Here is a 24,959-nt window from a genome sequence, read left to right on the forward strand (position 1 = left end):
CTGCCCATCCACGCCGGAGCCCCCCGGAATGCCTGATACCGCAATGCCAGACACCGCCCTGCCCTACCGTCCCTGCGTCGGCGTCATGCTGATCAATCCGGCCGGCCTTGTCTGGATCGGCAAGCGCGATCCGTCCGGCGGGGCCGACAAGGCCCATGCCTGGCAGATGCCGCAAGGGGGGATCGACACCGGCGAAACCCCGCTGGCTGCCGCCAGGCGGGAGCTCTACGAGGAAACCTCCATCCGGTCTGTCAGCCTGATCGCCGAGGCCCCCGGCTGGTATGCCTATGATTATTCGCCTGAGATCATCCAGGCGAGCCGTCGCGGCCGGTATCGCGGCCAGACGCAGAAATGGTTCGCCTTTCGCTTCGATGGCGCGGAAGACGAGATCAACATCCTGGCGCCGCCGGACGACCACAAGGCAGAGTTCTGCAACTGGCGCTGGAGCCGGGCGGCGGAGTTGCCGGAGCTGGTGATACCGTTCAAGCGCAAGGTCTACGAACAGATCGTCCAGGCTTTCGCGCCTTTCACCGTCTGAAACGGCGGGCCGCGTTCCACTCCTCGCGCACGGAGGCATCGTCCTCGCCGGCGGCCCGATCTTGCATCAGGCGCCTGAACTCCGCGTCCGACAGCAAGCGCGCCGCGGCCCAGATCGCCATGCCGCGCACCACTGGCGCCGGATCGTCGAGCAGCCGCACCACCGCCGCCACCAGCGCCGGATCGCCGGAATTGCCAGCAGCCACCAGACAGTTGCGCAGGAACCGGTCGCGGCCGATGCGCTTGACCGGCGAGCCGGAAAACATCTGCCGGAACGCGCCGTCGTCCAGCGTCAGGAGCTCCGCCAGGCGCGGCGCCAGAAGGTCCTCCCGCGCCCGCAGCTTCGCCTCCCGCGCGACGCTGGCGAACTTGTTCCAGGGGCAAGCGGCGAGACAATCGTCGCAGCCATAGATGCGGTTGCCGATGGCAGCGCGGAAATCGTGCGGGATCGGCCCCTTGTTCTCGATGGTCAGATAGGAAATGCAGCGGCGCGCATCGAGCCGGTAGGGCGCGGGAAACGCCTTCGTCGGACAGGCATCGAGACAGGCGCGGCAGGAGCCGCAATGATCGCTCTCGCGCGCATCCGGCGGCAGGTCCAGCGTGGTGAAGATCTCAGCCAGGAACAGCCAGGAGCCCAGCCGGCGCGAGACCAGATTGGTATGCTTGCCCTGCCAGCCGATGCCGGCGGCCTCTGCCAGCGGCTTTTCCATCACCGGCGCGGTGTCGACGAACACCTTGACCTCGCCTTCCACCTCCATCCGCCGCGCCCGGGCGAGCAGATGCTGCGCCAGCTCCTTCAGCCGCCCTTTCATGATGTCGTGATAGTCGCGGTTGCGGGCATAGACCGAGATCGTCGCCCGGTCGGGCTGGTCGAGGGTCACCCGCGGATCGACCTCGGGTCCATAGGACAGCCCGAGCGAAATGACGCTGCGCACCTCGGGCCAGAGGCCGCGCGGATCGGCCCGGCGTTCGGCCGTCTCGTCCATCCACGCCATGGAGCCGTGATGGCCATCGCTCAGGAAGCGGGCAAGCCGATCACCGGTACCGATCCCCTCAAGGGCATCGGCCGTGGTCACCCGGCAGTCGTCGAACCCGAGGGCGTGGGCCTTTTCCACCAGCGCCCGTTTCAGTTTCTCGCCGCGCACCGTGCCTAGAAATCCAGATCCGCGTAGCTCGGCGCCGGCGGCATGCCCAGCATCTTTTCCGACAGAAGAGGACGGAAGGACGGACGCGATTTGACCCGCGCGTACCAGGCCTTCACGTTTTCCTCCTCCGCCCATGTCACCTCACCCAGATAGTCGGCGCAGGACAATTCGGCCGCCACCGCAAGGTCGGCAAAGGTCAGCTTCTCGCCGGCAAGCCAGTTCCGCGCCGCTGCAAGATAGCCGAAATAGCGCAGGTGATGGCCGATATTCGCCCGCGCCGCCCGGAGGCTTGCCGAATCAGGCGAGCCACCGCCCATGGAGGCGGGCATTTCCTGCTTGTAGATCCGCTCGCGCACGAACGGACCGACCACCTCGCCATCCAGCTTGTTCAGGGCCCAGTCGACCAGCCGCCGGGTTTCCGCCCGCGCTTCCGGATGGTCCGGCATCAACCGGCGGTCGCCGACCGCATAACCGCGGGTCTCGTCCAGATACTCCATGATCGCATAGGCCCCGCAGATCGGCGGCCCCTCGTATTCCTGAAGAACCGGTACGGTGCCGGCGGCGTTCAGCATCAGGAAGCCGCGTCGCCGCTCCCAGGGTCGCTCCGCGACCAGCTCCACCTTGGCGCCGTATTCAGCCAGCACAAGGCGGATGAAGCGGGATGCAGGGGAGAAGGGGTGATGATACAGGGTGAGCATAAGAGGATCGTAACCGGTTGCGGTTAATCAAACGATGCATGACGCGCCGGTTTGCGGCCTGTATGAACAGCCGGCACGCGCCCATATAGGCCGGCGCGCGGCAATGCACAACGTATGTCGCATCCCGTCCGTGTCCTTCCCCGGCCGGATCCTGAAACCAGAGAGAAATGCCCATGCAAACGGAGACGCTCGTCGGAGCCCTGATCCTCGGTCTGGTCGAAGGGCTGACGGAGTTCATTCCGGTTTCCTCGACAGGGCATATCCTGCTGCTCGGTCATTTCATCGGTTTCAACAGCACCGGCAAGACCTTCGAGGTTCTGATCCAGCTCGGTGCGATCCTGGCGATCCTGACGGTCTATGCCAGCCGCCTTTTGACCATCGCCGCCGACCTGCCGACCAGCCCGGCGGCGCGGCGCTTCGTTATCGGTATCCTGCTCGCCTTCCTGCCGGCCGCCGTGATCGGCGTGCTCGCCCACGGTTACATCAAGACGGTGCTGTTCTATTCACCCGCCCTGATCTGCACCACGCTGCTGGTCGGCGGCATCGTCCTTCTGGCGATCGACCGGATGCCGCTGAAACCGCGCTATCACGATGCCATGGACTATCCGCTGTGGCTGTGCCTTGCCATCGGCTTCTGCCAGACGCTGGCGATGGTTCCCGGCGTCTCCCGCTCGGGCGCAACCATTGCCGGCGCGCTGCTTTTGGGAACCGACAAGCGCTCGGCGGCGGAATTTTCCTTCTTCCTGGCCATGCCGACCATGGCCGGCGCCTTCGCCTATGACCTGTTCAAGAATCGCGACGTGCTGTCGATGGACGATGCGACGGTGATCACGGTCGGCTTCATCGCCGCCTTCGTGACGGCGGTGTTCGTGGTGCGCGGGCTGCTCGATTTCGTCAGCAAGCATGGGTTCGCGCCCTTCGCCTGGTGGCGCATTCTGGTCGGCCTTGCCGGCTTCGCAGGCCTTTATCTCGTCGGATAGCGGCCCTCGCGGTGTCCGGCGCTCAGCCCAGCGCTCACCCCGCCCCCTGGGCCATCGCCGCCAGATCACGAGCAAGCTGCCGGCGCAACGCTTCCGGGGCCTGCAGTTCGGCGCCCGGCCCGAGCCAACGCACCAGCGGCAGCACCATCTCAGGGTCGATGCTCGGCAGGCGGACGGTCACCCGTCCGCCCCTTTCCGGCGTGAAGGCGGCGTGGCGATGATACCAGTCCCGCATCAACAGGTTTGCCTGCGCACCGGTGATGCTGATCGTCGATATCTCGCCCTCCTGCTCCCAGCGGCGCATGGCCCGCGACAGCCATTTGCGGCCGGTGTGATGGGTGACGGAAAACTCCGGATCGATGCGGGCGGCCATGCCGCTGACCTCGATCTCCCGCACCCGGTCGGCCCGCAGGAACCGTTCGGCGACCAGATCCACGTCCCAGCCGATCAGGTACCAGCGGTCGCGGTCGAACAGGATGCCGCGCGGCTCCAGATCATAGGCCCGCCGCCGGTCACGATAGGGGTTCTCGTGAACAAGCCGCACCCTGCGCCCGGCCAACAGCCCTTGCATGAAGCCGTCGACCGCGCCTTGCATATCGCCGGACCCGAACATGTCCGGTTCGGGATGAAAGATATCCGGCGGCGGGCATTCGATGCCGACAATGCGCTCGCCTTGCGCGAAAAGCTCCCGCGCGGCGCGCGGTAACGAGGCCAACAGTTTGCCCTCCGCCGCATCCAGCTCCCGAAGCAGCGGCGTCGCCTTCAGGCCGCGCACCAGTGCCAGCGCCACCAGCAGCGCAGCGGTTTCCCCCCGACTGAGAGCGATCGGCGGCTGAATATAGTCCTGCGCCAAGCGGTAGCCGCCCTCGGCGCCGCGCGCCGCCTCCACCGGAATGCCCAACGCCAGCAGCCGGTCGACATCGCGATAGATCGTCCTTAGCGACACACCGAATCGCTCGGCCAGCTCGCTCGCTGTCCGCAGGCGCCCGCCGGTCAAAAGCATCAGGATGCCAAGCGCCCGCTCGATCGGATTCATCGTCCGCTCCTCCTCGCCCACCGGCGGCCCATGGCGCTGTCACCGCGCCAGTCAAGTCAGGCACCGGTCCGGCCCCCTTGTCGGAAAAGCGAACATACCATGATCAAACCTGACTCCCTGCTGTCAGGTTTGATCCGCGAGCATGTGAATGACGCCACTTGTCCACATCCGGAGACCGGGAACATGTCCTGCGCACAAACCGCCACCGCTTCACAGCGCCGCCGCCGATCCACACCCACACGGCTGATCCAAGCCCTTGTCGCATGGCTGCGCCTGCAACGCAGGCTACGCAAGACAACGCGCCTTCTCGACGGGCTCGATGAGCGCGCCTTGCAGGACATCGGCCTTTGTCGCCATCCGGCAGGCTATGACACGCTGCGCAGCCGACCGGATCACGACCCCGCGCTGCTGCGGGCGCTGGGGCATGCCTACGGCCTCTGGCCCCGGGACGGGCGCTGATTCGCCCCCTTCCAATAAAAATCGGCCGGCCGCGCAATCAAGCGCGGCCGGCCGAGAATGTTTTTGCCTTCAGAGAAGGAAGGACGGGGTCAGGGTTCCGCGCGATGGGCGTCGTATTGGCCGTGTTCGCGGAAGCGCTCCAGATAGGTCGGCAGGATCGCCGCCAGCGTGCGCGGTTCGATACCGAGCCCCTGCAGCGTCCGGCCGTCCTCCGCCGCCACCTCATCGACCACGTTGTCGATCTTCAGAAGCTCGACCTGATCGACGGTGAGCGGCGCCCCCGGCAGAAGCTGGAGCAAATAGGCCTGCAGCCGCGCCACACCGAAGGGAATCGGCAAGAGCAGCCGCTTGCGGCGAATCACCTGCAGCATCAGCTCCATGCAGGCGCGGAAGCTCTTCACTTCCGGTCCGCCGAGCTCATAGATCGCGCCGGGCTTTGCCTCGCCCTCGACCGCGCGGGCCACGGCCTCGGCCACATCACCGACAAACACCGGCTGGAACTTTGTCTCAGCACCGATCAGCGGCAGCACCGGCGAGAGCCGCGCCATTGCCGCGAATCGGTTGAAGAAACCATCCTCGGGGCCAAAAAGAATGGAGGGGCGCAGGATCACCGCCTGCGGCTGAACCTCGAACATCCCGACTTCGCCGGCCGCCTTGGAGCGGCCATAGGCAGAGGGGCTTTCCGGGTCGGCGCCGATCGCCGAGATATGCACCACCCGGTCGATACCTTCGGCACGGGCCGCCTCGGCGATGGCGCGCGGACCGAAGGCCTGCACCGCATCGAAGGACTGGGACCCAGCCTCATGCAGGATGCCCACCAGATTGACCACCGCATCCGCGCCGGCGACGGCCCGGTCGATGGACCAGCGGTGGCGCAGGTTGGCCTGGACGGGCATGATCTGCCCGACGGCGCCAAGCGGCTGCACATGCTCGGCCAGATCGGGCCGGCGTACGGCGACGCGCACCCGATAGCCCCGGCGCGCGAGCGCGCGCACCACATGGCGTCCAAGAAAGCCCGACCCGCCAAAAACGGTAACCAGTTTGCCATTGAGCGCGGTCATGCCTGTCGCTCCCCTGCCGCAGTGAATTTTTTTCCGCACGCATTATCGCCCGGGTTTCTGCAGGTCTCATAGCCCTTGCGCCGGCGTCTGTGAAGGGCAGTTGTGTATGAACTGCATTTGATCGCAAAAGGGCCGTTGACAAGCCCGCGAACGACCCTTAGAAGCGCTTTCAACGGCCCAGGTGGCGGAATTGGTAGACGCGCTAGCTTCAGGTGCTAGTGCTCGAAAGGGCGTGGAGGTTCGAGTCCTCTCCTGGGCACCAAATTCCGATTTCAGGTTTTCCAATTCGGCCTGAAATTCGACAAAAAGGTCCGGCTCTGCCGGGCCTTTTTTCGTTTCCGGGGTCCGGGGCGGTTTTCCGCCGCCCCGCTCCGCCCGGCCTGGCGCCGATCTGCAAGCACCACCTCCTTCCGCAAGTGATGGACGCATCCGGCAAAGGGCACTATCTAGGGGCCGGCCGAAGAAAGGATGCCCCATGACCATTCGCCTGCACCGCAAGGACCTTGCCGATCTCAGCGCCTATGAGGGTGTCGATGCCGTTGCCATCGATACGGAAACGCTGGGCCTGAGGCCGCATCGCGACCGGCTGTGCGTGGTGCAGCTTTCCCCCGGCGACGGCACGGCGGATGTGGTGCAGATCGAGCGCGGCCAGACCGAGGCGCCGAACCTCGTCCGGCTGCTGTCCGATACGTCGAAAACCAAGATCTTCCACTTCGCCCGATTCGACCTGGCCGTGCTGCAGCAGTACCTTGGCGTGATGTGCACCCCGGTCTGGTGCACCAAGATCGCCTCCAAGCTGGTGCGCACCTACACCGACCGGCATGGGCTGAAGGACCTGACCCGCGAGCTGCTCGGCGTCGACCTGTCCAAGCAGCAGCAAAGCTCGGACTGGGCCGCGGAGACCCTGACCGAGGCGCAGCTCGCCTATGCCGCCTCGGACGTGCTTTACCTGCACCGCTTGAAGGCGCGGCTGGAAGAACGGCTGGCGCGCGAAGAACGCACGGAGCTGGCCGCCGCCTGCTATGACTTCCTGCCGACCCGCGCCCGGCTCGATCTCGCCGCCTGGGACGACACGGACATCTTCGCGCATTCCTGATCGGGCCTGATCGGCACGTCCGGCGCGGGTCGACCGCTCCGCCCCCCGCGCCACGCAGACAAGACCTGCCGTCCGGGGTATACAGACATGGGGCCGCGCCATGGGGGCGCGCCCACACCAGCCTTGACGACCATGGACCAGCACGCCTCACCGCTCCACGCGCCGAACTGCGATCCGGCTCCCGATGCGGATCCCCGCCGGGCCGGCGAGATGGCCAGCGCCCAGCGGGCGGCGCGGCGCCACAGCCGGCGGGTGCGGCTGTTGCGGCTCGTCATTCCAGGGCTCGGTTTCCTGTTGCTTCTCGCCATCGTCGGCGCGGTTGCCGTCAACAGCTACCTTTCCAGCCTGGGCTTCGGCCCCATCAGCCTGACAGCCGACGGTCTCGTCATGGACAATCCGGAATTGTCCGGTCACGATGGCGACCGCTCCTATCGGGTGTCCGCCGATCGGGCGATCCAGCGCATCAGCGACCCGCGAATGATCGACCTTGAACGGATCGTCGCCGACCTGCGCCTGTCCGCCGAACAACAGGTCGCCTTGCGCGCGGCGCGTGGCACCTACAACAGCGGCGCGGAAACGCTCGATCTTGCCGACGGTATCGATGTGGAGACCAACACCGGAGAGAAGGCCCGGTTCGGTTCGTTGCGTATCTTTCTGGACAGCGGCCGCATCGACACCGATGACGCCGCGACCTTCACCTCCTCTTTCGGCTCGCTGCGTGCGGCGCGGATGCGCTTCAATCAGGAGACGGGTACACTGACCTTTTCGGATGGCATCTCCATGACCGTCATTCCGCCCAATCAGGAGAGCAAACGATGATCCCCATCCAGCGCATGCGGGCCGCCCTCCGTGCCCTTGGCGTGATCGGCCTTATTGCCGTCGCCCCGGCCGCGAGTGCCCAGACCTTTTCCGACGCCTTCGCCGGCTTCGGCTCCAACGACCGGGAACCGATCCAGATCGAGGCCAAGGAACTGAAGGTGCAGGACAAGAGCCAGAGCGCGGTGTTCTCCGGCGATGTGGTGGTAACCCAGGGCGAGGCCACGCTGAAGACGCAGAAGCTGATCGTTCATTACGACGGATCGGCTGCGGGCGGGGTCAATCAGCGCATTTCCCGGCTGGAAGCCAGCGGACGGGTCTACATCGCCTCCAAGGACCAGACGGCGACCGGCGAGAACGCCACCTTCGACATGAACCGCCAGCTGATGGTGATGACCGGCAAGGAAGTGGTGCTGTCCCAGGGCCCCAACGTGGTGGTCGGCAATCGGCTGACGGTCAATCTCAAGACCGGGCAGGCCGATCTGGAGGCGCCGAAGAGCGGCCGGGTCAAGGTGCTGATCCAGCCGAAAAGCCTCAACGAGGGCGCGCCACGGAACTGACCCCTCGACAGGGCGGCCGGCGGCACCTAAATCTGGCCGGCAAGCCCGACTGACCCCTTTGGCCCCGAGACCGCTGGACCGACCCGTGAAACTGTTTTCCTTTCTGCATGGATCAAGGACCAATGGCGAGGCCGGCTCACCCGCACCGAACGGGGCAGCGGCGGCCCCGGAAGCGGAAGCCGGCCTTCTGGTCGTCGATGGCATCGGCAAGAGCTACAAGCGCCGTCAGGTGGTGCGCCACGTGGGCCTGCATGTGCGCCGGGGCGAGGCGGTCGGCCTGCTCGGGCCGAACGGCGCGGGCAAGACCACCTGTTTTTACATGATCACCGGGCTGATCCAGCCGGATCATGGCACCATTCGCCTCGATGGCTTCGACATCACGCGCCTGCCCATGTACCGGCGCGCGCGGCTTGGCATCGGCTATCTGCCGCAGGAGGCCTCGATCTTCCGTGGCCTGTCGGTGGAAGACAACATCCGCGCCGTTCTTGAGGTGGTGGAGCCGGACAAGCGGCAACGGACGCAGGATCTGGAATCCCTGCTGGAAGAGTTCGGCGTCAGCCATCTGCGCAAATCGCCGGCCATCGCCCTGTCCGGCGGTGAACGCCGACGGGTGGAAATCGCCCGTGCGCTGGCCAGCCGGCCGGCCTTCATGCTGCTTGACGAACCGTTTGCCGGCATCGACCCGATCGCCGTCGGCGACATCCAGCATCTGGTGCGCCACCTCACCAAGCGCGGCATCGGTGTCCTGATTACCGATCACAACGTGCGCGAGACGCTGGGACTGATCGACCGGGCCTATATCATCGCCGCGGGCGAGGTGCTCACCGAAGGCTCCCCTTACGATATCGTCGCCAACCCTGACGTGCGCCGTCTTTACCTTGGCGAACAGTTTACGCTTTGAAGCAGGCTTGGCGTTGAGGTAGAATGCAAGAAGCGGACCAAACGGAACCGACCGACGATCCGCCGCATTCTTCAGCCGAGCCTTTCCGGGAGCCTCATGGCCCTATCGCCAAAGCTTGAGATCCGCCAGGGACAATCCCTGGTTATGACGCCGCAGCTGATGCAAGCCATCAAGCTGCTGCAGATGTCGAGCCTTGACCTCACCAGCTATGTGGACGCGGAACTGGAGCGCAACCCGCTGCTGGAAGCGGTCGAGACGGACGGCCCCACCATCGACGAGCGCCCCTCGGAGGAGGCATTCACCGCCTCGGGCAGCGCCGATCATCGCGACGCCGACCCGGGAGATGGTGGCGCGGACGGCGGCGCGGGCGCTGCGGATGGCGACGGCGAATGGCTGCACACCGAGCTGAACACCGGCGCGGAGGAGATCGCCGCGCGGCTCGACACCGATCTCGGCAATGTCTTCCCGGACGATCCGGGGACGAGATCCGCCGCCACCGCGTCCGATCCGCGCCAGCCCGACCCCTGGCAGACAGGCCTTTCCGGGCGCGGCGCAGGCACAGGGTCCGGCAGCGGCGAAGACTACAATCTGGAGGCGTTCGTTGCCTCCGACACCACACTTGCCAGCCATCTCGGCGACCAGATGGTGCTGGCGCTGGCCGATCCGGTGGATCGGATGATCGCCCAGCAGCTGATCGACAGCCTGGATGAAGCGGGGTATCTGCGCATCGACCTCGATGAGGCGGCGGAGCGGATGGGCATCGACCGGATCCGGCTCGACCGGGTGCATGGCGTGCTCAAGACCCTGGAGCCGACCGGCGTGTTCGCCACATCCCTTGGCGAATGCCTGGCGCTGCAACTTGCGGAGAAGAACCGCTACGATCCGGCCATGGCACGGCTGATCGACAACATCGAACTGCTGGCGCGCCATGACTTCCCGGCGCTGAAGGCCGCCTGCGGCGTCGATGACGAGGATCTGGCCGAGATGATCGGCGAGTTGAAGGCGCTCGATCCGAAACCCGGCAGTTCCTTCGGCGACACGCTGATCCAGCCGGTGGTGCCGGATGTGATCGTCCGGCCGGCGCGCGACGGTGGCTGGCAGGTGGAGCTGAACAGCGACACCCTCCCCAAGGTGCTGGTCAACCAGACCTATTACGCGACGGTCGCCAAATCGGCACGCAACGACACCGAGAAGGCGTTTCTCACCGATTGCCTGCAAACCGCCAACTGGCTGGCCAAGAGCCTCGACCAGCGGGCGCGCACCATTCTCAAGGTGGCGACGGAAATCGTGCGCCAGCAGGACGCCTTCCTCAGCCAGGGCGTTCAGTACCTGCGGCCGCTCAACCTGCGCACCATCGCCGATGCGATTTCCATGCACGAATCCACGGTCAGCCGGGTGACGTCCAACAAATACATGGCGACACCGCGCGGCATCTTCGAGCTGAAATTCTTCTTTTCGGCGGCCATCCCAGCGTCCGGCGGCGGTGATGCCCATTCCGCCGAGGCGGTGCGTCACCGGATCCGTCAGTTGATCGATGCGGAAAAACCCGAGGCGATCCTTTCCGATGATACAATTGTCAAGCTTCTGAACGATGAGGGCATCGACATTGCCCGGCGGACAGTCGCTAAATATAGGGAATCCTTGCGGATTGCGTCATCCGTACAAAGACGACGGGAAAAGCGGGCACGAATGGGCTAAGCTGGCGATGATGCACTCCCCAAAGGCCTCAGCCCGAGGCAGCAAGGATCCGGACCGGGAACGCCCCCGGGGGCAAGGGCTACAGGTGATCAATGACGTTTCTTGCGATTACCCAGACGCTTGCGCTCCGTGGCCAAATGCCGCCGGAGACGGAAGGGCGAGTTCATTTGACTTCACGATGGCGGGCGCTTATAGCACCGCCCTCGAAGCATGTCGGGCGCGGCCGCGTGATCGCGGACGCTCGGCATTGGCAAAGACCGGGCGTGAGGCGAAAGCGCCCCTCCGGTCCGCAAGCCGCCGATGTACCGCGGCTGTGCCGATCGGCCATCCAGAAAAAGAAGAGGTTCCCATGACTCTGCGGGTATCCGGGAAGAACGTCGATGTGGGCGATGCCCTGAGGACGCATATCGAAGACCGGATCGAGGAAATCGTTTCGAAGTACTTCGATGGCGGCTACACCGGGCATGTCACCATCGGCCGCGAAGGCTCCGGTTTCCGGTCGGAATGCCTGCTGCATCTCGACACGGGAATCGACCTGCAGGTTTCGGCCGACAACGCCGATCCGCGCCAGTGCTTCGATGCCGCAGCCGAGCGCATCGACAAGCGCCTGCGGCGCTACAAGCGCAAGCTCAAGGACCATCACAATCACGGCATCAATGGCCGCGAGGCGCTTGATGCGGCGTCCTACGTGCTGGCCGCCGTCGAGGAAGAGGAAGAGGTCCCCGCCGACTTCACCCCGATCATCGTTGCCGAAACCGCCGCCAAGGTGAAGACCATGACCGTCGGCATGGCGGTGATGCAGCTCGACCTGGCCGAGGCCCCGCTGGTCGTGTTCCGCAATGCCGGCAGCGGTTCGGTGAATGTGGTGTACCGGCGCGCCGACGGGAACTTCGGCTGGATCGACCCCGAGCACGCCGCTCAATAATCCTTGAGCTTCCCGCCCTTTTCGGGCGGGAAGCCCTATATTGCTCTTCAAACTCCAGACACAGGCCGCATCATGGATCTCAACGATCTCATCACGTCGAAGGCGATCGTTCCGAGCCTGAAAGCGAACAGCAAGAAGCAGGCCTTGCAGGAACTGGCGCTCAAGGCGGCGGCGGTGACCGGCCTGCCGGAGCGCGATATCTTCGATACGCTGTTGCAGCGCGAACGCCTGGGCTCCACGGGCGTGGGCAATGGCATTGCCATTCCCCACGGCAAGCTCAACACCCTGGGCAAGCTCGTCGGCCTCTTCGCCCGGCTCGAAAAGCCGATCGATTTCGACGCGCTCGACGATCAGCCGGTCGACCTGATGTTCGTCCTGCTGGCGCCGGAAGGTGCCGGAGCGGACCACTTGAAGGCGCTGGCGCGGATCGCCCGGCGCATGCGCGACCCCGGAACCGCCGCCAAGCTGCGCGCCACGGCGGATTCCGACGCGCTCTACACCATTCTCACCCAGACCGCCGCGACCAACGCCGCCTGATTCCGCAACAACGCCGATCAGACAGGTAAACGCCGGACAGGCTCCCGGCGGCGCGATGCCCATGCAAAAGGGCCATGGACGGCCGTCAGGCTGTCTATGGCCCTTTTTCGCTCTAAGCCTACCCTTGTCAGCACTCAATGCAGCCAGACGGTCTGCAAATGCTGCTCCGCCGCATTGGCCAGCACCGCCTCGCGGCTGTCGGCGAGCATGATCGGCGTGCCATCGGCATTGAGCAGGACCCACAGATGCAAACCGCTTTCCAGCTTCGGCACCTCGGGAAACAGCGTCAGGAGATCATCGGAAGTCATGGACCGGACATAGGCGATCTGTCCGGAGCCGAGCGCCTGCAAGGCCTCGTTTTCCATCACCATGGGCTGTGCGTCGCGCATCGTCATCGCAGTACTCCTTACCACGCGCCCCCTTCCGGCCGATACGCAGCCGACAGGGATCGCCGCCCCCTTTCCGGCGAACGGCTGGCAGATGTGTTGAACAGCGTTTGAAAAGGCGGAACGGTCCCTCGCGCCCTGCGCGATGCGTCCATTCCGTGCCCTGCGCGGACTATCTAGTCCCTTGCCTCGATTTCGATCCGGCGCACCACGCGCTCCGGTTCGGGGCGGACCAGGTCGATCGACAGGAGGCCGTCCTTCAATTCCGCCCCGAGGATCTCGATCCCCTCGGCCAGAACGAAGGCCCGCTGGAACTGGCGGGCGGCGATCCCACGATGCAGGAACTGGCGCGTCTTGTCGTCTTCCTGACGCCCACGAATCACCAACTGGCTTTCCTCGACGCTGACGTCGAGCTGATCGCGGGTGAACCCGGCCACCGCCAGGGTGATCCGGATGATATCGCCATGGGTCTCGGTCTTCGGCATGCGCTCGATGTTGTACGGCGGATAGCCGTCATTGGCTGCCTTGCTGACCCGGTCCAGAACCCGCTCGATATCCTCAAAGCCAAGGAGAAGCGGACTGGAGAACGCCGACATTCGCGTCATATGTCAAAGCCCTTTTCAAAAGCGGCCTTTCAACCGGGAGGCGCCCCTCTCACGCTTTCGCCAGCCTGGCCAAACCGCGATCGCACGCTTCCCAACGACCCGGACCCATCATGGCATCCGGGAGAGGGCATCATGCCCTGTTGCATTCTTATATGGCGACTTGCCGGCTCGGATTCAAGAAAAGGCCGCCGCAACGGCAGGCTCTGCCCGCCCCCGGTTCAATCCATTCTTCAGGAACAGCGGATAAAACAGCCCCGTATTGCATCCGATGCCGCCCTCACCCGCAGCCAATTCATCCGGCGGCACAGCCCGAGCGTCCGCGGGCCGACCACCACATAGGCAAATCATGTCCCAAGCGCCCTCCTCCGTCTCCCCGCCCCGTCACGCCGCCATCACAGCGGATGCCTGGCCGGTCTGGAGCGTCCGCATCGCCAGCCTGCTGCTGCCCAGCGCGCTCATCGCCGCGGTGCTGCTGCAACCCTATGCCGACCCGAAGCTGATGTTCCTCGATGCGCTGGCGGCGGCCGAATTCGCCCCTGCCTGCTGCCGCCCCTATTTCGGCTTCGTGTCGATGCTGGGGATCATGCTGTGGGTGACCACCGCCGCCGTCTGCCTGTTCACTGCGCTGATCCTGGTGTGCACCGGCGCCCGCCGGGGAACCTTCCTGTTCGCGCTGTTTGCCGGCCTGTTCACTGGCTGGCTGGCCCTCGATGACGCCTTCCTGCTGCATGAGGTGATCTTGCCGGAGTTCGGCGTGCCGCAAAATGCGGTGCTGGCCACCATCGCCCTCCTGGCTGCTGGCTATGCGCTGGTCGCCCGGCGCCGGGTTCTGGCCTCCGATCCGCTGCTGTTTCTTACTGCGGGCGCGGCCCTTGCCACCAGCATGGCCGTCGACACCATTTTTCACAGCCTGGATGCGCATCTGGTCTATCTGGAAGACGGCGCCAAGTTCATCGGCATCTTCTGCTGGACGACGTTCCACGTCAGCACGATGGCGCGCATCCTGCTCACCGACGAGAAGAGCTGAGTGCCAGAGCACTCAGCGAGGGCGCCGAGCCCCGACAGAAGGCGGCGCGCGATCATGGCCCCGCGCGTCGCAAGCCATACCAACGGCGCCGGTTCGCCCATCCCATCCCGCGATGCGGGCGTGTCAATTTTCAAACTCGGGAGGAGACCTCACCCGAAAGGTGAGGGAGGACTGGTGGAGCTAAGCGGAATCGAACCGCTGACCTCTTGAATGCCATTCAAGCGCTCTCCCAACTGAGCTATAGCCCCTTAAAAACCAGTCGTTCATGCAAGCCGCCAGATGTCCCTATTGGGATGCCGGGGGGCTTGTCATTCGGCAGCGGCGTTTGGGTTCGCCCTGTCGATGGAGGCGGAAAATACGTCTTCCGCCGGGCAAGTCAAGAGGAATAATCCATCTTGTTTCGCTTCGCCGGATTTACCCCACAAGCCCTGTGGACAACCGGGCGAGACCACCCGCCGGCATCCCGATCCCGGAACGCCGGCGAGCGTGTTGTTTCCTAGCGGTCCGTATCCTCGTCGTCGCGCTCGACCACGATTCCCGGGACGTCCTCGTCGTCGTCGTCCTCATCGTCGATGAAGACGTCGTCATCGGCCGCATCATCGGCAATCTCGTCGTCATCGTCGCCATCGAGGGTGACGGCCGAATCGCCTTCCGCCTCGGCATCCGCTTCCTCGAGGCTGACCAGCTCGGCGCCATCCTCCTCGGTCTCCAGATCCTCGTCCTCCTCCGCCGCCGCGGCCTTGGAAGCCTTCGCCGGACGCACGGACTGCGCGAGCTGGAACACCGCGCCGCACTTCGGACAGGTAATCGGGTTGCGGTTCAGATCATAGTATTTTGCGCCGCAACCGCCGCACAGCCGTTTGGTGCCTAATTCGGGTTTTGCCACGGTGATAACCCTTGTTTTTCTGACAATCGGGCGTTCGCATAAATGGTACCCGGCCTCCTGTCAAAGCCTAATGCCCCCTGCGTCGTCAAACCCTTTTTGCGCGAAGGGCCAAGGCGCCGCGAATCGCGCCGGAAACCATTGCCGCTGAGCCGGTGACGAATGGCTTTCGGCATGATAGGAGATGCGGTCTTCGTCTCTAAAGGAAACACTGGATCCCGCGATGTCACACACGTCTCACCCGGTCCCCCTCACTTCCCGGGCGGGCGCGGCCCTCAAGGGCCGGGTTGCGGTCCCGGGCGACAAGTCGATCTCGCACCGGGCCCTGATGCTTGGCAGCCTCGCCATCGGCCGCAGTCATGTGACCGGCCTGCTGGAATCCGAAGACGTGCTCAACACCGCCAAGGCCATGCGCGCTTATGGCGCCCGCATCGCCCGCACCGAAGACGGCGGCTGGACCGTAGATGGCGCCGGCCTCGGCAGCCTGCTGGAGCCGGAAGAGGCCATCGACTACGGCAATGCCGGCACCGGCGTGCGCCTTGCCCTGGGCCTGGCCGGCACCCACCCGATCGCCACGACCTTCACGGGCGACGCCTCCCTGTCCCGCCGACCGATGGGCCGGGTGCTGGAGCCGCTCCGCCTGATGGGCGCCGAGGTGGTCGCCCGCGCAGGAGACCGGCTGCCGCTGACGATCCGCGGCGCGGCAACGCCCGCGCCGATCACCTACCGGGTTCCGGTGCCCTCCGCCCAGGTCAAGTCGGCGGTGCTGCTTGCCGGGCTGAACACCCCGGGCGTGACCACGGTGATCGAGCCCATCGCCACCCGCGACCACACCGAACGCATGCTGTCGGGCTTCGGCGCCGAACTTTCCGTCGAGGTCGATGACGCCGGCGCCCGCATCATCCGGCTGACCGGACAACGGGAGCTCAGCGCCCAAACGGTGCAGGTGCCCGGCGATCCCTCTTCCGCCGCCTTCCCGATCGTCGCCGCCCTGATCGTCCCCGGCTCCGAGATCACCGTGGCGGATGTGCTGCTCAACGAGCACCGCACCGGGCTGTTCCTGACCTTGCAGGAAATGGGCGCGGATCTGACCATCGACAACATCCGCGAGACCGGCGGCGAGCGGCTCGGCGACATCCACGTGCGTCATTCGGCGCTGAAGGGCGTGACCGTGCCGGCGGACCGGGCCCCGTCGATGATCGACGAGTATCCCGTTTTGGCGATCGCCGCCGCCTTCGCCAGCGGGCGCACGGTGATGCAGGGGCTGGAGGAATTGCGGGTCAAGGAATCCGACCGGCTCGCGGCGGTGGCCGCCGGCCTTGCCGCCAATGGCATCACCCATGAAGCCGGTGAGGACACGCTTGTCGTGGAAGGCCGAAGCGGGCCGATCGGCGGCGGAACGGTCACCACCCATCTCGATCACCGGATCGCCATGGCCTTCCTCGTCCTCGGCCTTGCCAGCGACCGGCCGGTGACCGTGGACGACGGCTCGGTGATCGCCACCAGCTTTCCCACCTTTCAGCACATCATCCGCGATCTTGGCGGCGTGATCGACGCAAGCGGAGAACAAGCCGCATGATCATTGCAATTGACGGACCGGCCGCCTCGGGCAAGGGCACCCTCGCCCGGCGCATCGCCGCCCATTACGGCCTGCGCCACCTCGACACCGGGCTGACCTACCGCGCCGTCGCGGCAGCGCTCCTGGCCCGCGGCATGCCCCTTGGCGACGAAGCGGTGGCGATCGCCGCTGCCCGCAATCTCGACCTTGGCCATCTCGACCGCGAGCTGTTGTCCTCCCACGAGATCGGCGAAGCCGCGTCGCGCATCGCCGTTCTGCCGGGGCTGCGCGAGGAACTGGTACGGCTGCAACGGGCCTTCGCCAGCGAGCCGCCGGGCGCGGTGCTCGATGGGCGCGACATCGGCACGGTGGTCTGCCCCGATGCGGCGGTGAAACTTTACGCGACCGCCTCGCCGACCGAGCGCGCCAAGCGCCGGACCGCCGAATTGCTGTCCAAGGGCAAGGAGGCCGATCTGGAGACGGTGCTCGCCGATCTGCAGCGGCGCGATGCGCGCGACAGCTCACGCAGCGTCGCCCCGTTGAAGCCGGCGGAAGATGCGCACTTGCTCGACACGTCAGAAATGGATATAGAAACGGCGTTCAAAGCGGCTGTGGATATCGTCGACAGCGTGCGCGCTGCGTGAAGCGGGCACGGTGCCGGCGTGTTTCGCGTACCGCGATGAACGCGCCGTCCTTCGGGCCGGTGCCTTGAATATGTGCCGCCAGCGGTTTCAAGCCAGCGGCACGGAACTGAAATAGCTGGTTTTTTCGCCGTTCGCCTCGCCGGCCCCGTCATCGTCACCGATGACCTGGAAGCAGTTCGCCAATGGAGCGAACCGCCGGACGCGCCAGGAAACCGACCACAACACGAACCCGCCGGCGACAAGCCAGAGTACTGGCTGCCAGGAGTTTCAATGAGCAGTTTGAACCCGACACGCGATGAATTTGCCGCCCTTCTGGAGCAGAGCTTCGAAGAGCAGGAGCAGTCCGAAGGCTCCGTGGTCACCGGCACGGTCATTGCTATCGAGAAAGATCTCGCGGTGATCGACGTCGGCCTGAAGGTCGAAGGCCGCATCGCGCTGAAGGAATTCGGCGTCAAGGGACGTGACGGCGAAGATGCCGGCGTGTCCATCGGCGACAAGGTCGAGGTCTATCTGGAGCGCGTGGAAAACGCCCTCGGCGAGGCCGTCCTGTCGCGCGACAAGGCCCGCCGCGAAGAGAGCTGGATCCGTCTCGAAGTCGCCTTCGAGGCGAACGAGAAGGTCACCGGCCAGATCTTCAACCAGGTCAAGGGTGGCTTCACCGTCGACCTCGACGGCGCCGTGGCCTTCCTGCCGCGCAGCCAGGTGGACATCCGTCCGGTGCGCGACGTCGCGCCGCTGATGCACACCCCGCAGCCGTTCCAGATCCTGAAGATGGACAAGCGCCGCGGCAACATCGTCGTCTCGCGCCGTGTCGTTCTTGAGGAAACCCGCGCCGAACAGCGTTCGGAGCTGGTGCAGAGCCTCGAGGAAGGCCAGGTCATGGAAGGCGTGGTCAAGAACATCACCGATTACGGTGCGTTCGTCGACCTCGGCGGCATCGACGGCCTGCTGCATGTCACCGACATTGCATGGCGCCGGATCAACCACCCGAGCGAAGTGCTGGCCATCGGCCAGACCGTGAAGGTGCAGATCATCCGCGTCAACCAGGAGACGCACCGCATCTCCCTGGGCATGAAGCAGCTCGAGGCCGATCCGTGGGATGGCATCGAGGCCAAGTACCCGGTCGACGCCAAGTTCACCGGCCGCGTGACCAACATCACCGACTACGGCGCATTCGTCGAACTGGAGCCGGGCATCGAAGGCCTGATCCACGTGTCGGAGATGTCCTGGACCAAGAAGAACGTCCATCCGGGCAAGATCGTTTCCACCTCGCAGGAAGTGGAAGTGATGATCCTCGAGGTCGACCCGGTGAAGCGCCGCATCTCGCTCGGCCTGAAGCAGACGCTTCAGAACCCGTGGGAAGCCTTCGCCGACAAGTTCCCGACCGGCACCGAGGTCGAGGGCGAGGTCAAGAACAAGACCGAGTTCGGTCTGTTCATCGGTCTCGACGGCGACGTGGACGGCATGGTTCACCTGTCCGATCTCGACTGGAACCGTCCGGGCGAGCAGGTCATCGAAGAGTACAAGAAGGGCGACATGGTTCGCGCCGTCGTGCTCGACGTCGACATGGACAAGGAGCGGATCTCGCTCGGCATCAAGCAGCTCGGCGGTGATCCGTTCGACACGGCTGCCGCTGGCGAGCTGCGCAAGGGCGCCATCGTGACCTGCGAAGTGCTGGAAGTGAAGGACGGCGGTCTTGAAGCCAAGATCACCGATTCCGACCTGACGACCTTCGTGCGTCGTGCCGATCTCGCCCGTGACCGTGCGGACCAGCGTCCGGAGCGTTTCTCGGTTGGCGAGAAGTTCGACGCCCGCATCACCCAGTTCGACAAGAAGACCCGTCGGGTTTCGGCCTCCATCAAGGCGCTGGAAATCGCCGAAGAGAAGGAAGCCGTGGCTCAGTACGGTTCGTCGGACTCCGGCGCTTCGCTCGGCGACATTCTCGGTGCGGCTCTGAAGGCTCGCGAAACCGACGATTGATCTGGATCTCCGGATCCTTCGATCCCATGACGAAGAAGAGCCCCGCCGGCAACGGCGGGGCTCTTTGCATTTCGGATCATGCCGGCATCGCCCCAGGGCCTCACCGGAAGCCGTGGGCAAGGCAGAGGGCGCGCGCCGCCCCCGCCCACCAGGTCTCAGCCGTAACAGTGCTCCGGTGCCGGATAGGCGCCGCTTTCGACCTCCTCGGCATAGGCGCGGAAGGCCGCCGCAACGCTGTCGCGCCCGGCCATGTAGTTCTTGACGAACCGGGCCTTGCGCCCGCGCGTGACATTCAGCATGTCATGCAGCACCAGCACCTGGCCATCGGTCCCCGGGCCGGCGCCAATGCCGATCACCGGCGCGCGGGCGCCATCGCGCACCGCTGCCCCCAGCGCATCCGGAACGCATTCCAGCAGCAACAGCCGGGCCCCGGCCGCATCGAGCGCAAGGCTGTCATCAAGGATCCGCTTGGCCGCCGCCGCGTCCCGCCCCTGCACCTTGTAGCCGCCGAGCATATCGGCGGTCTGCGGCGTCAGGCCGAGATGCGCGCAGACCGGCAGGCCGCGCTCGGTGAGGAAACGGACGGTGTCCGCCAGCCAGGCGCCCCCCTCCAGCTTGACCACATTCGCTCCGGCACCGAGCAATCGCGCGGCATTGCGGGCCGCGTCCTCGGGCGTGTAGTAGCTGCCGAGCGGCATGTCGGCGACGATCAACGGCACATTGCCCTCGCCCGCAGCCACGCCCCGGGCGACACAGCCGGTGTGATAGACCATGTCCTCCATGGTCACCCCGGCCGTCGATCCGGCGCCCTGGACCACCATGCCGAGGCTGTCGCCAACCAGCACCGAGGCGATCCCGACCTCCCCCATCAGCCCGGCGAAGCCCGCATCATAGGCGGTCAGCATGGCAAAGCGCTTTCCCTTGGCCTTCAGGCCATCAAGGGTGGCAAGGCTGATCTGCGGCATGGCTGTCTCTTGTCCCGTTGCTCGAAAAGGTTGTTGCACGGCCCGATATCACAGGCACAGATGGATACCGCGTTCCGCGCCGGATTTGTAGCGCCGCGATGCGCGTGAAATGCGTCCAAGTCCATCTCGGGGCTTTTCAATCGGGCCGCTGGCATGTAGCGATAGGATACTCAACGACATTTGCGAAAGGCCCGTTGTTCATGTCCCTTGATGCGGATGCGATTGTCGACCGTCGGCGATTGCGGCGGAAGGTTACCTTCTGGCGCGTGGCGGCGTTTCTCGTCACCGGCGCGGCGCTGCTCCTCCTGCTGGCCTGGCTTGCCGGCGTCCCCCCGCTCGGCAAGGGGGCGGCGCATATCGCCCGGGTGGAAATCAACGGTGTGATCCTCAACGACCGCAAGCGGCTGGAAATGCTGCACAGGCTCGCTGAAAGCGACGCGGTCAAGGCGGTGATCCTCGACATCAACTCCCCCGGAGGCTCGACGGTGGGCGGCGAAAGCCTGTACCAGGCGCTACGCGAGATCGCCGAGAAGAAGCCGGTGGTCGCCCATATCGGCACCCTCGGCGCCTCGGCGGGCTACATGGCGGCGATTGCCGCCGATCACGTGATTGCCCGCCACACCTCGCTGACCGGCTCGATCGGCGTCTATATCCAGTACGGCAATTTCAAGGGGCTGCTCGATACCCTCGGCGTCCAGTTCGACGTGGTGCGCTCCGGTCCGCTGAAGGCCGAGCCCAACTTCTTCTCCGAAACGCCGCAGGCGGTGCGCGACAATCTGCAGGCGGTCATCAATGACAGCTACGACTGGTTCGTCGCGCGGGTTGCCGAACGGCGGAACATGACGGACGCGGAGGTGCGCAAGGTCGCGACCGGCGGCATCTACTCCGGCGAGAGTGCAAGGTCGCTCGGGCTGGTGGATGCGCTCGGCGGCGAGAAGCAGGCGGTCAGCTGGCTGGAAAAGGAACGCGGACTGCCGGAGAAACTGCCGGTCATCACCTGGGCGGCCCGCAGCGAGATCGACGGCCTTCCCTTCTCCGCCCGCATCGCCTCGGCCTTCGGCAGCGGGCTTGCCAAGGGGCTCGGCACCTCGCTCAATGACGCGGCGACACTTCTTCCCGATGGCGTGACGCTTGACGGTCTCGTATCTGTTTGGCACGCTCGCCAAGCGGCGGAGCCAACCGACGGTCCTGGGGGGCAATAATGATAAAATCTGAATTGGTACAACGGATCGCGGAGCAGAATCCGCACCTCTACCAGCGTGATGTCGAGAACATCGTCAATGCCATCCTCGATGAGGTCACGGACGCCCTGAGGCACGGCAACCGGGTCGAGCTGCGTGGTTTCGGCGCCTTTTCCGTCAAGAACCGTCCGGCACGCACCGGCCGCAATCCCCGCACCGGGCAGAAGGTCGAGGTGGACGAGAAATTCGTACCCTTCTTCAAGACCGGCAAGGAAATGCGCGAACGGCTGAACGACGGCGACGGGTCGGAAGACTGATCCGTGCCAGGGCGCATCGCCCTGCGCCATTTTCCCCGGACCCGGCAGACCAGCCGGGAGCCGCCTTTCGGGCGCGGACAGGCGTGCCCCTGGCGTTCGCAGCGCCTTCCGGCCGTACACAGCCAATCGGCGGCCGGCGTGGCGTGATGCCCTCCGGGCGGCTATGATGATCCGGCGCACCGGTTCGTGGAACCTTCAGCGTTTCGCGAACAAGACATCCGGGACAAGATGGAGTACCCCGCGTGACACGGCTTTTGAAAAACCTCGTCCTGCTGCCGATCGCCATCGTGCTGATCGCGCTCGCCGTGGCCAATCGCCACGATGTCACCCTGTCGCTGGATCCGTTCTCCCGTTCCGACCCGGCCCTGACGGTGACGGCGCCGCTGTTCTGGATCCTGTTTGCGGCCGTCGCCTTCGGCGTGTTCATCGGCGGCGTCGCGTCCTGGGCGGCGCAGGGCAAATGGCGCCGCGAAGCCCGGGTCAAGCGACGGGAGGCCGATCGCTGGCATCAGGAGGCTGACCGTCTGAAGGCCGTCCAGGAGCCGCAGACAACGGCGCTGACCGCCCCCTCATCCAGAAACGCGGCCTGAGCGCGGCCTCTGCCCCTTCCGATGCCAAGGCGCCGCAGCAAGGCCCCGGCAGGGCCTTGCATAGGATATCGCCGCTAGACGGGCGGGTCCATCGGTGCGGGCGTCATCCAGCCCATCACCGCCCCGCCCGGGTCCTTGAGAATACCGATCCGGCCGACCCCTTCCACATCGAAGGCCGGACGCATCAGGGTCGCCCCGGCGACGACCGCCTTGTCCAGTCGCGCATCGATGTCATCGACCGCCAGATAGGACATCCAGTGGTCCTGCACGCCGTCGAACTCCGGTCCCGCCATCTGGAAGATACCGCCGACGGGCTTTTCTCCCTGCATCGCCAGCCAATATGTGCCCCCCGGCATGTCCATTCCGGAAAAGGTCCAGTCGAGCGCCGATCCGTAGAAGGCCTTCGCCGCCTCCACATCCCGGGTCATCAGTTCATTCCAGTAGAAATGCCCGTGCTCGCTCATCGCCATTCCTCCCTGTCGCAGCATCGCGCCCGCCTTTAGCGCACCACCTCACGGCTTGCGGTCGGTGCGTTCCGACGGCGGGCGATAGGCTGGCAAGGACCAGCCCCACTGGATCGCCCCGCCGCGCAAGAGCAGCGCGGCGCAGCCCCCGGCAATCGCCGCCGGCCAGGCCGGAACCCCGAATACCGCCAGCGTCACATAAACACCGGCGCCGGCAAAGGCAGAGGTCAGATAGATCTCCGGCTTGACCAGTGCGTTCGGTTGCCCGGCAACCGTATCGCGAATAATACCGCCAAAGGTTGCCGTCGCCACCCCCATCATCACCGCCACGACCGGCGCATCGGCAAGTGACAGGGTCTTGGCCGCGCCCATCACCGAATAGGCGGCAACGCCCACGGCATCGGCCCAGCGCAACGGGCTTCCGAGCCGCTCGACCTGTCCGGCCAGGAACCACATCAGCAACGAGATGACGATACACACCACCAGATAGGCCTGATCGACCACCCAGAAGACCGGCGCATCGAGCAGCAGGTCACGCAAGGTGCCGCCGCCGATGCCGGTGAAGACGCCGAAGAACAGGAAGGCGACGATATCCAGCCGCAGACGCGAGGCGACCAGCGCACCGGAGACGCAAAACACCGCCACGCCGAGGAAATCGAGGATCTGGAGCATCGACTGCATGATCCCATGCTAGTGCATTCTTGCGCCAAAGGGGCGCGGAGACTGGGCGGGCCATCAGCTTTTTGCGCGTTCGGGCGAGAATCGCGACCGTCGGGCTGTCATCCGGCGGCGCCGTTTTCGGCGCGACAAACGCAAATACGGCGCGCCATCGGGCGCGCCGCCAAACGGCTGACAAAGGGCAACAACGCCTCCTGCGTCATCCCGGGCAAGCCTTGGCGCGACCCGGGATCGGGGAGCCAGAAGACGCGCGTTTTCAAAAGGCCGAAATCGGCAGGCCGTGCCTCGCCGATCCCGGATCTCCGCTTGCGCGTCGTCCGGGAGGACGCCCCTTACGGGGCTTTGTTACCGCACGCGGCGCGCCATCAGGCGCGCCGTCTGTCATCCACCTTCGCTGGCAGGCAATACCAAGAGGCTGAAAGGCTTCCCGTTTCCCAAAGAGAGCGGAAAGCTCCTAGGCGGTCTTGTCGACGCTCGCCCCGGGCTCGGCAGCCGTGCCAGCGGGCTTTGCGTCCTTCGGTCCGCCCTTCGACACGCCGACCATGGCCGGGCGCAGCACCCGTTCGCCGATCACATAGCCGGCCTGAACCACCTGCACGACGGTGTTGTTCGGCACGTCCGGATTGGGCACTTCGAACATCGCCTGATGGAAGTTCGGGTCGAACTTCTCTCCGGCGGGGTCGAGCTTCTTGACGCCATGCTTTTCGAGCTGGTTCAGCATCTCCCGCTCGGTCATCTCGACGCCCTCGATCAGGCCGCGCATGGCCTCGCCGGCCTCGGCGCGGGCCTCCTCGGAGATCGCCTCAAGCGCCCGGCGCAGGTTGTCGCTGACCGCCAGCATGTCGCGGGCGAAATTCGCCACCGAGTACTGACGGCTGTCGCGGACTTCCTTTTCGGTCCGGCGGCGCAGGTTTTCCATGTCCGCCATGACCCGCAGGACACGGTCCTTCAGTTCCGTATTCTCGGCCTTGAGCGCCTCGACCGGATCAATCGCCGCTGCCTCCTCGGCGCCCTCGATCTCCGGATTCTCGTTCGCCGCCTCGGGCGCCGCGGTCTCGGGAGTGTTACGCGGAGTGTCGTTGCTATCGCTCATAGTCTGTCTGGGAACTTCTTGGGTTGCGTCATCACGCCGGTCTCGCCCGGCAGGTGAACGAAAAAGCGGTGAAGCGGCGACTGCCCCGCCGCCCGTCCCGGAATTGGTGGGAGGGGCTACGGGGCAATCACCAGCGATC

The 24,959-nt window shown here is 65.5% G+C and carries 28 protein-coding genes and 2 tRNA genes; 18 read left to right on the forward strand and 12 right to left on the reverse strand.

Features of this window, described 5'->3' with window-relative positions; genetic code table 11:
* The first annotated feature begins 28 nt into the window (after positions 1 to 28).
* Positions 29 to 538, forward strand: a complete 510-nt coding sequence (locus LC062_RS15845) for an RNA pyrophosphohydrolase (protein WP_224912010.1) — start codon at positions 29 to 31, stop codon at positions 536 to 538.
* On the opposite strand, the gene queG is transcribed toward LC062_RS15845, so the two are convergent.
* Complete coding sequence (queG, locus tag LC062_RS15850) at positions 528 to 1,682, reverse strand: tRNA epoxyqueuosine(34) reductase QueG (RefSeq protein ID WP_224912011.1); 1,155 nt, start codon at positions 1,680 to 1,682, stop codon at positions 528 to 530. The two genes, LC062_RS15845 and queG, sit on opposite strands and share 11 nt — an antisense overlap.
* Before the next feature lie 5 nt (positions 1,683 to 1,687).
* Positions 1,688 to 2,380: a glutathione S-transferase family protein gene (locus tag LC062_RS15855; RefSeq protein WP_224912012.1), complete on the reverse strand. Its 693-nt coding sequence runs from the start codon at positions 2,378 to 2,380 to the stop codon at positions 1,688 to 1,690.
* A 173-nt stretch (positions 2,381 to 2,553) separates the two neighbouring features.
* Here LC062_RS15855 and LC062_RS15860 point away from each other — a divergent pair, with 173 nt between their 5' ends.
* The gene (locus tag LC062_RS15860; protein ID WP_224912013.1) at positions 2,554 to 3,360 is read left to right on the forward strand and encodes an undecaprenyl-diphosphate phosphatase; all 807 of its coding nucleotides are present in this window, start codon (positions 2,554 to 2,556) and stop codon (positions 3,358 to 3,360) included.
* A 34-nt stretch (positions 3,361 to 3,394) separates the two neighbouring features.
* Here the strand turns inward: LC062_RS15860 and LC062_RS15865 are convergent, their stop codons facing one another.
* Positions 3,395 to 4,396: a helix-turn-helix transcriptional regulator gene (locus LC062_RS15865; RefSeq protein ID WP_224912014.1), complete on the reverse strand. Its 1,002-nt coding sequence runs from the start codon at positions 4,394 to 4,396 to the stop codon at positions 3,395 to 3,397.
* 183 nt (positions 4,397 to 4,579) lie between these two features.
* On the opposite strand from LC062_RS15865, the gene LC062_RS15870 reads away from it, so the two are divergent.
* Positions 4,580 to 4,855, forward strand: a complete 276-nt coding sequence (locus tag LC062_RS15870) for a DUF1127 domain-containing protein (protein ID WP_224912015.1) — start codon at positions 4,580 to 4,582, stop codon at positions 4,853 to 4,855.
* A gap of 89 nt (positions 4,856 to 4,944) precedes the next feature.
* Here the strand turns inward: LC062_RS15870 and LC062_RS15875 are convergent, their stop codons facing one another.
* Entirely contained in the window at positions 4,945 to 5,916 is a 972-nt protein-coding gene (locus LC062_RS15875) for a complex I NDUFA9 subunit family protein (protein WP_224912016.1), read from the reverse strand.
* 175 nt (positions 5,917 to 6,091) lie between these two features.
* Between LC062_RS15875 and LC062_RS15880 the strand changes: the two genes are divergently transcribed.
* The 8 genes from LC062_RS15880 to ptsN all read left to right on the forward strand — a co-directional run bounded on the left by LC062_RS15880 (position 6,092) and on the right by ptsN (position 12,449).
* Positions 6,092 to 6,178, forward strand: a tRNA-Leu gene (locus LC062_RS15880).
* A 213-nt stretch (positions 6,179 to 6,391) separates the two neighbouring features.
* Positions 6,392 to 7,012, forward strand: coding sequence for a ribonuclease D (locus tag LC062_RS15885; protein WP_224912017.1), 621 nt, complete (start codon positions 6,392 to 6,394; stop codon positions 7,010 to 7,012).
* Between the two features lie 132 nt (positions 7,013 to 7,144).
* Entirely contained in the window at positions 7,145 to 7,831 is a 687-nt protein-coding gene (gene lptC / locus LC062_RS15890; RefSeq protein ID WP_224912115.1) for an LPS export ABC transporter periplasmic protein LptC, read from the forward strand.
* Positions 7,828 to 8,388, forward strand: a complete 561-nt coding sequence (gene lptA, locus LC062_RS15895) for a lipopolysaccharide transport periplasmic protein LptA (protein ID WP_224912018.1) — start codon at positions 7,828 to 7,830, stop codon at positions 8,386 to 8,388. The genes lptC and lptA overlap by 4 nt, the downstream gene beginning before the upstream one ends.
* 85 nt (positions 8,389 to 8,473) lie before the next feature.
* Positions 8,474 to 9,289 carry an LPS export ABC transporter ATP-binding protein gene (gene lptB / locus LC062_RS15900; protein ID WP_318246109.1) on the forward strand — a complete coding sequence of 272 codons (816 nt, stop codon included), beginning with the start codon at positions 8,474 to 8,476 and terminating at the stop codon, positions 9,287 to 9,289.
* A gap of 96 nt (positions 9,290 to 9,385) precedes the next feature.
* The gene (gene rpoN / locus LC062_RS15905) at positions 9,386 to 10,987 is read left to right on the forward strand and encodes an RNA polymerase factor sigma-54 (protein WP_224912019.1); all 1,602 of its coding nucleotides are present in this window, start codon (positions 9,386 to 9,388) and stop codon (positions 10,985 to 10,987) included.
* A 349-nt stretch (positions 10,988 to 11,336) separates the two neighbouring features.
* Positions 11,337 to 11,912, forward strand: a complete 576-nt coding sequence (hpf, locus tag LC062_RS15910) for a ribosome hibernation-promoting factor, HPF/YfiA family (protein ID WP_224912020.1) — start codon at positions 11,337 to 11,339, stop codon at positions 11,910 to 11,912.
* Between the two features lie 72 nt (positions 11,913 to 11,984).
* A complete protein-coding gene (ptsN, locus tag LC062_RS15915) occupies positions 11,985 to 12,449 on the forward strand; it encodes a PTS IIA-like nitrogen regulatory protein PtsN (RefSeq protein WP_224912021.1) in 465 nt (154 codons plus the stop codon).
* A gap of 134 nt (positions 12,450 to 12,583) precedes the next feature.
* Here ptsN and LC062_RS15920 read toward each other — a convergent pair whose 3' ends face one another.
* Positions 12,584 to 12,844 (reverse strand): BQ00720 family protein, encoded by a 261-nt coding sequence (locus LC062_RS15920; protein WP_224912022.1) that lies wholly within the window; start codon positions 12,842 to 12,844, stop codon positions 12,584 to 12,586.
* A gap of 167 nt (positions 12,845 to 13,011) precedes the next feature.
* On the reverse strand, positions 13,012 to 13,440 hold the full coding sequence (locus tag LC062_RS15925; protein WP_224912023.1) for an Hsp20 family protein: 429 nt from the start codon (positions 13,438 to 13,440) through the stop codon (positions 13,012 to 13,014).
* Positions 13,441 to 13,786: 346 nt separating this feature from the next.
* On the opposite strand from LC062_RS15925, the gene LC062_RS15930 reads away from it, so the two are divergent.
* Complete coding sequence (locus LC062_RS15930; protein WP_224912024.1) at positions 13,787 to 14,467, forward strand: hypothetical protein; 681 nt, start codon at positions 13,787 to 13,789, stop codon at positions 14,465 to 14,467.
* A gap of 172 nt (positions 14,468 to 14,639) precedes the next feature.
* Here LC062_RS15930 and LC062_RS15935 read toward each other — a convergent pair.
* Together LC062_RS15935 and LC062_RS15940 are read right to left on the reverse strand one after the other, a co-directional pair.
* Positions 14,640 to 14,715 (reverse strand) — tRNA-Ala (locus LC062_RS15935).
* A 248-nt stretch (positions 14,716 to 14,963) separates the two neighbouring features.
* The gene (locus LC062_RS15940) at positions 14,964 to 15,353 is read right to left on the reverse strand and encodes a TIGR02300 family protein (RefSeq protein WP_224912025.1); all 390 of its coding nucleotides are present in this window, start codon (positions 15,351 to 15,353) and stop codon (positions 14,964 to 14,966) included.
* A 220-nt stretch (positions 15,354 to 15,573) separates the two neighbouring features.
* Between LC062_RS15940 and aroA the strand changes: the two genes are divergently transcribed.
* From aroA to rpsA, 3 genes are all read left to right on the forward strand, one after another.
* Complete coding sequence (gene aroA / locus LC062_RS15945; RefSeq protein WP_224912026.1) at positions 15,574 to 16,929, forward strand: 3-phosphoshikimate 1-carboxyvinyltransferase; 1,356 nt, start codon at positions 15,574 to 15,576, stop codon at positions 16,927 to 16,929.
* Complete coding sequence (gene cmk, locus LC062_RS15950) at positions 16,926 to 17,552, forward strand: (d)CMP kinase (RefSeq protein ID WP_224912027.1); 627 nt, start codon at positions 16,926 to 16,928, stop codon at positions 17,550 to 17,552. Before aroA ends, cmk begins: the two co-directional genes overlap by 4 nt.
* 270 nt (positions 17,553 to 17,822) lie before the next feature.
* Complete coding sequence (rpsA, locus tag LC062_RS15955) at positions 17,823 to 19,532, forward strand: 30S ribosomal protein S1 (RefSeq protein ID WP_224912117.1); 1,710 nt, start codon at positions 17,823 to 17,825, stop codon at positions 19,530 to 19,532.
* 155 nt (positions 19,533 to 19,687) lie between these two features.
* On the opposite strand, the gene panB is transcribed toward rpsA, so the two are convergent.
* Positions 19,688 to 20,497: a 3-methyl-2-oxobutanoate hydroxymethyltransferase gene (gene panB, locus LC062_RS15960; RefSeq protein ID WP_224912028.1), complete on the reverse strand. Its 810-nt coding sequence runs from the start codon at positions 20,495 to 20,497 to the stop codon at positions 19,688 to 19,690.
* Positions 20,498 to 20,697: 200 nt separating this feature from the next.
* Here panB and sppA point away from each other — a divergent pair, with 200 nt between their 5' ends.
* The 3 genes from sppA to LC062_RS15975 all read left to right on the forward strand — a co-directional run bounded on the left by sppA (position 20,698) and on the right by LC062_RS15975 (position 22,585).
* Entirely contained in the window at positions 20,698 to 21,699 is a 1,002-nt protein-coding gene (sppA, locus tag LC062_RS15965; RefSeq protein WP_224912029.1) for a signal peptide peptidase SppA, read from the forward strand.
* Positions 21,699 to 21,995, forward strand: a complete 297-nt coding sequence (locus LC062_RS15970; RefSeq protein ID WP_224912030.1) for an integration host factor subunit beta — start codon at positions 21,699 to 21,701, stop codon at positions 21,993 to 21,995. The genes sppA and LC062_RS15970 overlap by 1 nt, the downstream gene beginning before the upstream one ends.
* A 242-nt stretch (positions 21,996 to 22,237) precedes the next feature.
* The gene (locus LC062_RS15975) at positions 22,238 to 22,585 is read left to right on the forward strand and encodes a lipopolysaccharide assembly protein LapA domain-containing protein (RefSeq protein WP_224912031.1); all 348 of its coding nucleotides are present in this window, start codon (positions 22,238 to 22,240) and stop codon (positions 22,583 to 22,585) included.
* Positions 22,586 to 22,659: 74 nt separating this feature from the next.
* On the opposite strand, the gene LC062_RS15980 is transcribed toward LC062_RS15975, so the two are convergent.
* The 3 genes from LC062_RS15980 to grpE form a co-directional block, all read right to left on the reverse strand.
* A complete protein-coding gene (locus tag LC062_RS15980) occupies positions 22,660 to 23,049 on the reverse strand; it encodes a VOC family protein (protein ID WP_224912032.1) in 390 nt (129 codons plus the stop codon).
* Positions 23,050 to 23,097: 48 nt separating this feature from the next.
* Positions 23,098 to 23,730: a trimeric intracellular cation channel family protein gene (locus LC062_RS15985; RefSeq protein ID WP_224912033.1), complete on the reverse strand. Its 633-nt coding sequence runs from the start codon at positions 23,728 to 23,730 to the stop codon at positions 23,098 to 23,100.
* A 451-nt stretch (positions 23,731 to 24,181) separates the two neighbouring features.
* Positions 24,182 to 24,820 carry a nucleotide exchange factor GrpE gene (gene grpE, locus LC062_RS15990; protein ID WP_224912034.1) on the reverse strand — a complete coding sequence of 213 codons (639 nt, stop codon included), beginning with the start codon at positions 24,818 to 24,820 and terminating at the stop codon, positions 24,182 to 24,184.
* Positions 24,821 to 24,959 lie beyond the last annotated feature (139 nt).

The sequence above is a fragment of the Stappia indica genome (genome assembly GCF_020177335.1).
GTDB lineage: Bacteria > Pseudomonadota > Alphaproteobacteria > Rhizobiales > Stappiaceae > Stappia > Stappia indica_B.

Excerpts from the sequence above, each read along its gene's own strand:
- LC062_RS15845 (WP_224912010.1), top strand. The coding sequence starts at position 29 with ATGCCTGATACCGCAATGCCAGACACCGCCCTGCCCTACCGTCCCTGC.
- LC062_RS15855 (WP_224912012.1), bottom strand. The coding sequence starts at position 2,380 with ATGCTCACCCTGTATCATCACCCCTTCTCCCCTGCATCCCGCTTCATC.
- LC062_RS15860 (WP_224912013.1), top strand. The coding sequence starts at position 2,554 with ATGCAAACGGAGACGCTCGTCGGAGCCCTGATCCTCGGTCTGGTCGAA.
- LC062_RS15865 (WP_224912014.1), bottom strand. The coding sequence starts at position 4,396 with ATGAATCCGATCGAGCGGGCGCTTGGCATCCTGATGCTTTTGACCGGC.
- LC062_RS15870 (WP_224912015.1), top strand. The coding sequence starts at position 4,580 with ATGTCCTGCGCACAAACCGCCACCGCTTCACAGCGCCGCCGCCGATCC.
- LC062_RS15875 (WP_224912016.1), bottom strand. The coding sequence starts at position 5,916 with ATGACCGCGCTCAATGGCAAACTGGTTACCGTTTTTGGCGGGTCGGGC.
- LC062_RS15885 (WP_224912017.1), top strand. The coding sequence starts at position 6,392 with ATGACCATTCGCCTGCACCGCAAGGACCTTGCCGATCTCAGCGCCTAT.
- lptC (WP_224912115.1), top strand. The coding sequence starts at position 7,145 with ATGGACCAGCACGCCTCACCGCTCCACGCGCCGAACTGCGATCCGGCT.
- lptA (WP_224912018.1), top strand. The coding sequence starts at position 7,828 with ATGATCCCCATCCAGCGCATGCGGGCCGCCCTCCGTGCCCTTGGCGTG.
- rpoN (WP_224912019.1), top strand. The coding sequence starts at position 9,386 with ATGGCCCTATCGCCAAAGCTTGAGATCCGCCAGGGACAATCCCTGGTT.
- hpf (WP_224912020.1), top strand. The coding sequence starts at position 11,337 with ATGACTCTGCGGGTATCCGGGAAGAACGTCGATGTGGGCGATGCCCTG.
- ptsN (WP_224912021.1), top strand. The coding sequence starts at position 11,985 with ATGGATCTCAACGATCTCATCACGTCGAAGGCGATCGTTCCGAGCCTG.
- LC062_RS15920 (WP_224912022.1), bottom strand. The coding sequence starts at position 12,844 with ATGACGATGCGCGACGCACAGCCCATGGTGATGGAAAACGAGGCCTTG.
- LC062_RS15925 (WP_224912023.1), bottom strand. The coding sequence starts at position 13,440 with ATGACGCGAATGTCGGCGTTCTCCAGTCCGCTTCTCCTTGGCTTTGAG.
- LC062_RS15930 (WP_224912024.1), top strand. The coding sequence starts at position 13,787 with ATGTCCCAAGCGCCCTCCTCCGTCTCCCCGCCCCGTCACGCCGCCATC.
- aroA (WP_224912026.1), top strand. The coding sequence starts at position 15,574 with ATGTCACACACGTCTCACCCGGTCCCCCTCACTTCCCGGGCGGGCGCG.
- cmk (WP_224912027.1), top strand. The coding sequence starts at position 16,926 with ATGATCATTGCAATTGACGGACCGGCCGCCTCGGGCAAGGGCACCCTC.
- rpsA (WP_224912117.1), top strand. The coding sequence starts at position 17,823 with ATGAGCAGTTTGAACCCGACACGCGATGAATTTGCCGCCCTTCTGGAG.
- panB (WP_224912028.1), bottom strand. The coding sequence starts at position 20,497 with ATGCCGCAGATCAGCCTTGCCACCCTTGATGGCCTGAAGGCCAAGGGA.
- sppA (WP_224912029.1), top strand. The coding sequence starts at position 20,698 with ATGTCCCTTGATGCGGATGCGATTGTCGACCGTCGGCGATTGCGGCGG.
- LC062_RS15970 (WP_224912030.1), top strand. The coding sequence starts at position 21,699 with ATGATAAAATCTGAATTGGTACAACGGATCGCGGAGCAGAATCCGCAC.
- LC062_RS15980 (WP_224912032.1), bottom strand. The coding sequence starts at position 23,049 with ATGAGCGAGCACGGGCATTTCTACTGGAATGAACTGATGACCCGGGAT.
- LC062_RS15985 (WP_224912033.1), bottom strand. The coding sequence starts at position 23,730 with ATGCAGTCGATGCTCCAGATCCTCGATTTCCTCGGCGTGGCGGTGTTT.
- grpE (WP_224912034.1), bottom strand. The coding sequence starts at position 24,820 with ATGAGCGATAGCAACGACACTCCGCGTAACACTCCCGAGACCGCGGCG.